We start from the raw sequence: 7058 nt of genomic DNA, 5'->3' as shown, positions 1-7058 counted from the left end.
GGTGACCCCTCCCCCGACCACAGGTTCGGACCTGCTGCGCGACCGCGGACTCGGACGCTGGTTCGGGGTGCTCGAGGTGGGTGTCGACGAACTGCGTTCCGCGGCTCACGTCTCCGGTGGGTCGCTGAACGACGCGTACGTGGCGGCCCTGCTGGGCGGCTTCCGCCGCTACCACGAATCGTTCGGCCGCGACCTCGAGACGATTCCGGTGGGCATGCCGGTGAGCATGCGTTCGGCGTCGGATCCGACGGGCGGCAACCGGTTCGCCGCGGCCCGATTCGCCGGACCGGTCGGTGAACGCGACCCGGTCGCGCGGATCAAGAAGGTGCGCGCGATCATCCTGGGGCTGCGCCAGGAACCCGCACTCGGACTGCTGGATTCGGCCGCCCCCCTTCTGGTCCGGCTTCCGACGGTGGTGCTGGCGAACTGGTACCTCTCACAGTCGACGGGTCTCGATCTGCAGGCCAGCAACGTCGCCGGGGTCCCCGTGCCCGTGTACCTGGCGGGTGCCCGGATCGAGCGGATGTTCCCGTTCGGCCCGGCCCCCGGCTGTGCGGTCATGGCCACCCTCGTCTCCCACGTCGGCACGTGTTGCATCGGCGTCAATCTCGACACCGCCGCCGTCACCGAGCCGGCGCGGTTCATGCAGTGCCTGCAGGAGAGTCTCGACGAGATCGTCGAACTGGGCCGCGGGTGAAAGGAAAGGCTGGCGCGATGGACGAGCACACGACACGGCCACGGGTCTACCTCATCGAGACGATGAGCGACATGGAGGACGACGTTCTCCGCACGTGGCTGGAGCGGCAGGCGAACGACTCCGGTCAGCCGCCTCCGACGGTCCGCGTCACCGACCAGGCCCTCGCCGATCTCGTGCGCCGGAAGGATGATCCGCTGCTCACCCCGCTCCGGGTGGTGTGGCTGCCGAAGGAGACCCATCCGGACGGCGCGCAACGATTCCGGGAGACGCTGTCGCTGCGGGATCCGCTGCACCCCGGCCAGAACATGCAGCGCCGGGTGATGCGCGACGACCCGGCCCGGTGCCAGGTCCTGGAAGGCGACCCGGCCCCGCTCAGCGACCTCGAACGCCGGCTCGCGGAGAACGGCGGCGGGTCGCTTCCGGACTTCATTCGCCGCCAGGCCGCGCTGACCCTCGAGCGGGCCGAGCGCACCCTGCTGGGCACGCAGTACAAGGTGTCGAGGTTCGTCGTCGACGAGATCACCGACGCCAGCCGATACCACGACGGCACCCGGGAGCTGTCCGCGAAGTTGAACGTCCCCGTCGCCGAGGTGGATCGCCGGGCCCGTGGGGCACTGGACGAGATGGTCGCCGCGCAGAGCAGGCGCGCCATCGCGCTGTGGGACCAGTTGGGCCGCTACTTCTCCCGCGCCTACCGTCTCGACGTCGACACCACCCGGCTGGACGAACTGCGGGAGCTGAACAAGGAACATTCCCTGGTGTTCCTGCCCAGCCACCGCTCGTACCTCGACCCGCTGGTGCTGCGGCCGGCGCTGCTCGCGAACGACCTTCCGCTCAACCATGTGATGGGCGGTCTGAACATCAACTTCTGGCCGATCGGACCGATCGGCAAGCGCAGCGGCACCGTGTTCATCCGCCGGAAGATCGAGGGCGACGAGATCTACAAGTGGACGCTCCGCGAGTACATGCGCTATCTCCTCACGAAACGGTTCAACCTCGAGTGGTACATCGAGGGCGGGCGCAGCCGCACCGGGAAGTTGCGGCCGCCGCGGTTCGGTCTGCTCAACTACCTCGCGAAGGCCTTCCAGGACAGTGGCATGTCCGACGTGTACCTCGTCCCGGTGTCACTGACCTACGACCAGCTGTACGAGGTCGGAGCGATGGCGGCGGAGGCGCACGGCCAGGCGAAGAGCAAGGAGAGTCTGCGGTGGCTCTTCGGATACGTTCGGGCACAGGGTCAACGGCACGGTGTCGCGCACGTCAACGTCGGCAGGCCGATGTCACTGGCGGACTACCTCGGCCAGGAGGACGACCTGCGGCTGGCGGTGCAGAAGACGGCGTTCGAGGTGTGTCACCGCATCAACGAGGTCACGCCCGTCACGGCGTCGTCGCTCGTCATGCTCGCGTTCCTCGGCATCGAGGACCGGGCGCTCACCGTCGCCGAGGTCGGTGCCATTCTCGGACCACTGGTGGACTACATCACGGCGCGCGCGTTGCCGACCGCGGGCGATGTGGACCTGACCGATCCGCAGGTGATCCGCAAGGCCGTGCGGACCCATCTCGATTCCGGGGTGCTGCGGAGTTTCGATCAGGGCAGCGAACGGGTGTTCTACCTCGGACGGGATCAGCATCTCGTGGCAGCGTTCTACCGCAACAACACCATTCATTTCCTAGTGATGCGGGCGATCGCGGAAATGGTGCTGCGGGCGGCGGTCGACCAGAAGTTCACCGACCCGCTGAACGACGGATGGGATCTGGCGCTGCGCATTCGCGATCTCCTCAAGTTCGAATTCTTCTTCAGCGAGAAAGACAGCTTCCGGAAGGAACTGCGGGCCGAACTGGATCTGATCGACCCGGCGTGGGAGTCGAACCTGGGCGATCCGCAGCATGCAGCGAACCTGTTGTCCGGGATGCGGATTCATCTGGCGCACCGGGTTCTGCAACCGTTCCTGGAGGCGTACGCCGTGGTCGCGGGCCAGTTACTCCGGACTCCGGTGGACCGGAAGTTCGACGAGAAGGCCTTCATGACGTCGTGCCTCGCGCTCGCCGAGCAGCGGCGTCTCCGGCAGCAGATCGGGAGCAGCGAGTCGATTTCGGCCGAACTGTTCACGACCGCGCTCAAGCTGGCGCGAAACCGTGGCCTGGTCGAACCGAATGCCGAGAACATGGCGGCCCGGCGGGTCGAGTTCGACGCCGAACTCCAGACCCTGATCGATCAGGTGCTGCGCATCCGAGCGATCGCGCACGAGAATCTCGGCCAGATGGGTGGTAGGTGAGTAGATGAGCGATCTCCGCAGTCTCCACGACGACATCGCGGCCGCCGTTCCCGGCCCGGGCACCCTCGCCGCGTTCGACCTGGACGGCACCTTGATCAGCGGGTACTCCGCGAGCGTCGTCTATCGGGATCGCCTGCGTCGCTTCGACATCAGCGTGGCCGAGCTTCTGCGCACCACTGGCGCCGCGGTGGAGACCCGCTTCCGGGGTGCCGATATCGGCAACCTGATGCGCATCGGAGTGCAGAGCCTGGCCGGGCGCATGGAGGACGAGATGCAGGAGTGGGGGCAGCGGCTGTTCCGCCAGGAGATCGCGAGGATGATCTTCTCGGAGGTCCGCGGACTGCTCGCCGCGCACCGGCACGCCGGTCACCGGGTGGTGATGGCCACCTCCGCCACCCCCTATCAGGCACTGTCGGTGGCCGCGGACCTCGACATCGACGCCGAGGACGTGCTGTGCACCCGGCCCGCGGTTCTGGACGGAATGCTCACCGGGAAGCTCGAATCGCCGCCGCTGTGGGGTCCGGCCAAGGCCGAGGCGCTGCGCGAGTACGCCGACAAGCACGGAGCGGATCTGGGTGACAGCTTCGCGTACTCCAACGGCGCAGAAGATGTTCCGATGCTGAAGTCGGTGGGGCATCCCGTGGCGCTGAACCCCGACCGCAAACTGGCGGCGACCGCGCGGCAGAACGGGTGGCCGTCGGTGAATCTGCGACCTCCGGAGAGCGGCGCCGACCCGATGTCCATCGCCCGCACCACCACCGCGATCGGCGCTCTGATGGGGGCGGCCGCGTTCGGTGTCTCCGCCGGCCTGCTCACCCAGAACCGGCAGACGGGCGCCAACCTGGTCGGCAGCTTCGGCCCGGATCTCGCGCTCGCGATCTGTGGGATCAACGTGCGTATCAAGGGCAAGGAGAACGCCTGGTCGGCCAGGCCCGCGGTCTTCATGTTCAATCACCAGAGTTCGCTCGACATGCTGGTGATCGGCAGCGTCATCCGGCGCGACGTCACCGGCGTCGCGAAGAAGGAGGCCGCGCGCGATCCCCGGTTCATTCCCGTGGGGGCGCTGCTCGACGTCGCGTACATCGACAGGGCGGACAGCACGAAGGCGAGGGCTGCCCTCCGCCCGGCCGTGGAGAAACTGCAGTCCGGCATCTCCATCGCGATCGCCCCCGAGGGCACCCGATCGCCGACTCCGCGTCTCGGCAAGTTCAAGAAGGGCGGATTCCATCTGGCGATGCAGGCCGGAGTGCCGATCGTACCGATCGTCATCCACAACGCGGGCGAACGGATGTGGCGGAACTCGCTCGTCGCGCACCCCGGCACCGTCGATGTCGACGTCCTCGCACCTGTGCCGACCGAGGGCTGGAACCTCGCGGATCTCGACCGGCACGTCGACGAAGTGCGCACCCTGTTCGAGGACTGCCTGCACGCCGGGCATCGCTGAAAGCTCTTCGAACAACGTTCCCGAAGGATGTAGAGAACCTCGATCGAAGCTCACCAACGCAGTGGCCCGGTTCAGCGCTCGCGACGGGGTGTCGCAACCGAGTAGTCGACTACGCGCGACGGGTCGCCGGCCGTACGGGACAGTCGGGGTGAACCGGTGATGCGTCGAAGGGAGCAGGACGATGAGCGAGCGTGACGGCGTCAAGCCTCCCGATCGAACGGACGTGCGGCGCCACGAGTTTCGGCTCAGTATGCTCGTGGCCTCGATGGCCGTTGTCGGCACCCTGATCGGCTCCGTGTGCGGAGGGGTGTTCACCTTGCTGAACACCTCGAATCAGGTGGAGGCGACGGTGAACCAATCCTCGAACGAGTTTCTGCGGACGCAGCGGCAGCAGATCTACTCGGAGCTCCTGACCGCGGCCAACGAGGTGAGCATCACGTCGGGTTCCGTCTCGGTGGCATTCGACCACTTCGACGGACCCTACCTCCTGACCGTGCTCGCCGAAGTCCTCCGCCCGCTGCCGCAACAGAACGTCGTCCTCGGCTCGAAGTTCACGGCGGTGGAGCTGATCGGATCCGAACCGGTGGTGGAATCGGCACGGCGCATGGTGGTCGAATACCTGGCAGGATCCGAGACGGTCGGCTGGCTGAGCACCGACTTCGCGACGGATGACGCCGTGTCTGCGGACGCCCTGTCCACCCGCCAACAACAGTTCGCCGACCACTTCCAGGCCGGGATGAGCGCCCAGGAAGATTTCCTCACCGCGGTGCGAGGCGAACTCGGCATCCCCGAGCACGGGGACCTACCGTAACCACCGGACCGGAGCAGCACGACGGGGCCGCGTCGAATCGGCTCGCCAGGACCGCGGCGGATGGGCACGATGGGGAGATGCCCGCGACCGGTCCCACATCCACACAGCAGGCCTCGGAGGCACCCGCCGAGCCTTCGCTGCTCCCCCGCATCTGGGCGCTCCTGCATCCCTACCGCGGGTGGCTGGTGCTCGTCGCGGCCGCCATCGTCGTGTCCTCACTGCTGGGCATCGTGAATCCCTTCCTCACGAAGGCGGTGTTCGACCGCGCACTGTTTCCCACCGACGGCAGCGGTGTCCATCTGACACTGCTGCTGTGGCTGGTCGTGGCCATGATCGCGGTGACGCTCACGGGTTCGCTGATCGGCGTCGGCCAGAGCTACCTCACCACCAAGGTCGGCAACCTGTCGATGGCGGATCTGCGGGAGCGTCTGTTCGCCCACCTCGAAAAGATGGAACTGGCGTTCTTCACGTCGACCAAGACCGGCTCGATCCAATCGCGTCTGGCCAACGACGTCGGTGGGGTGCGGTCGGTCCTCACGTCCACGGCGTCGAGCATCCTGTCGAACGTCGTGACCGTGACCGCGTCCCTCATCGCGATGCTGCTGCTGTCGTGGCAGCTGACGCTTCTTGCGGTCGCACTGCTCCCCGGCTTCGTCTACCTGCAGCGACGGGTCGGCGCCCGGCGACGGGTTCTGGCGCGCAAGACGCAGGAGTCGTTGTCGGACATGACCGCAATCACCGAGGAGGCGCTGAGCGTCTCGGGTGTTCTGCTGACGAAGGTGTTCAACCAGGCCGACACCGAACTCGACCGGTATCGGATCGAGAACGCGCGGCAGACCGAACTGCAGGTGCGGCAGGCCATGACGGGTCAGGGCTTCTTCGCCGTCGTCAGCTCGTTCATGGCGATCACTCCCGCACTCGTTTACCTGCTGGCGGGGTATCTCGTCAGCGGTGGTTCCGCGGCGCTCTCGGCGGGCACACTCGTCGCGTTCTCGACCCTGCAGGCCAGGTTGCTGCAACCGTTGGTCTCGCTGATGCGGGTCACCCTCGACGTCCAGACGTCGATGGCGTTGTTCCGCCGCATCTTCGAGTACCTCGACCTGCAACCCGCGATCGTGAACCGCCCGGACGCCGTCGAGTTGCCCGCGGACTCCCCCGGACGGGTGGAGTTGGACGACGTGTACTTCGCGTATCCCGCGCCGGTCCGGCTTGCCACCGCCGACCCCGACCCGGTGGCACTGCGCAGCCTGGGGCGCGGCGGTGGGGGCGGCGGCATGCGCGGCGTCACGACCGTCGCTCCTCGCTTCCCGGCCGCGGTGGCGCCCGACACCGAACCGGCGGAACGTCGCAGCCGGCGCTGGGCGGTGGCGGGCACGTCCCTGGAGATCGAGCCGGGTCAGCTCGCCGCCTTCGTCGGGCCGTCCGGCGCAGGCAAGACCACGCTCTGTTATCTCGTCCCGCGCCTGTACGAGGTGGACAGTGGCGCCGTCCGCGTGGACGGCTACGACGTGCGCGACCTGACCATGAGCTCGCTCGCCGAGGCGGTCGGAATGGTTACCCAGGACCCGTATCTGTTCCACGCCTCGATCGCCGACAACCTTCGATACGCCAAACCGGACGCGACCGATGCCGAACTGCAGGCCGCCGCGGCGGCCGCCAACATTCACGACCGCATCCTCGGATTCGACGACGGATACGACACCCTGGTGGGCGAACGTGGATTCCGCCTGTCCGGTGGCGAGAAGCAGCGATTGGCCATCGCGCGGGTGCTGCTGAAGAACCCCCGCGTCTTGATCCTCGACGAGGCGACGTCCGCACTCGACACGGTTT

The 7058-nt window shown here is 67.3% G+C and carries 5 protein-coding genes; all 5 read left to right on the top strand.

The features are described from left to right. A partial coding sequence (locus AC1D1G_RS38990; protein WP_477956267.1) for a WS/DGAT domain-containing protein occupies nucleotides 1–697 on the top strand: 697 nt, incomplete at its 5' end. A 17-nt stretch (nucleotides 698–714) separates the two neighbouring features. Then, nucleotides 715–2973, top strand: a complete 2259-nt coding sequence (locus AC1D1G_RS38985) for a glycerol-3-phosphate 1-O-acyltransferase (protein WP_005255406.1) — start codon at nucleotides 715–717, stop codon at nucleotides 2971–2973. 4 nt (nucleotides 2974–2977) lie between these two features. Continuing rightward, nucleotides 2978–4417 carry an HAD-IB family hydrolase gene (locus tag AC1D1G_RS38980; protein ID WP_280785088.1) on the top strand — a complete coding sequence of 480 codons (1440 nt, stop codon included), beginning with the start codon at nucleotides 2978–2980 and terminating at the stop codon, nucleotides 4415–4417. A gap of 181 nt (nucleotides 4418–4598) precedes the next feature. Then, the gene (locus tag AC1D1G_RS38975; protein ID WP_477956266.1) at nucleotides 4599–5228 is read left to right on the top strand and encodes a hypothetical protein; all 630 of its coding nucleotides are present in this window, start codon (nucleotides 4599–4601) and stop codon (nucleotides 5226–5228) included. 77 nt (nucleotides 5229–5305) lie between these two features. After that, nucleotides 5306–7058: ABC transporter ATP-binding protein (locus AC1D1G_RS38970; RefSeq protein ID WP_477956265.1), on the top strand; the 1753-nt coding region annotated here is incomplete at its 3' end.

It is taken from the genome of Rhodococcus sp. P3_B8 (assembly GCF_056402775.1).
Note: the sequence above shows the minus strand (reverse complement) of the source record. Positions and strands in the feature narration are given on the sequence as shown.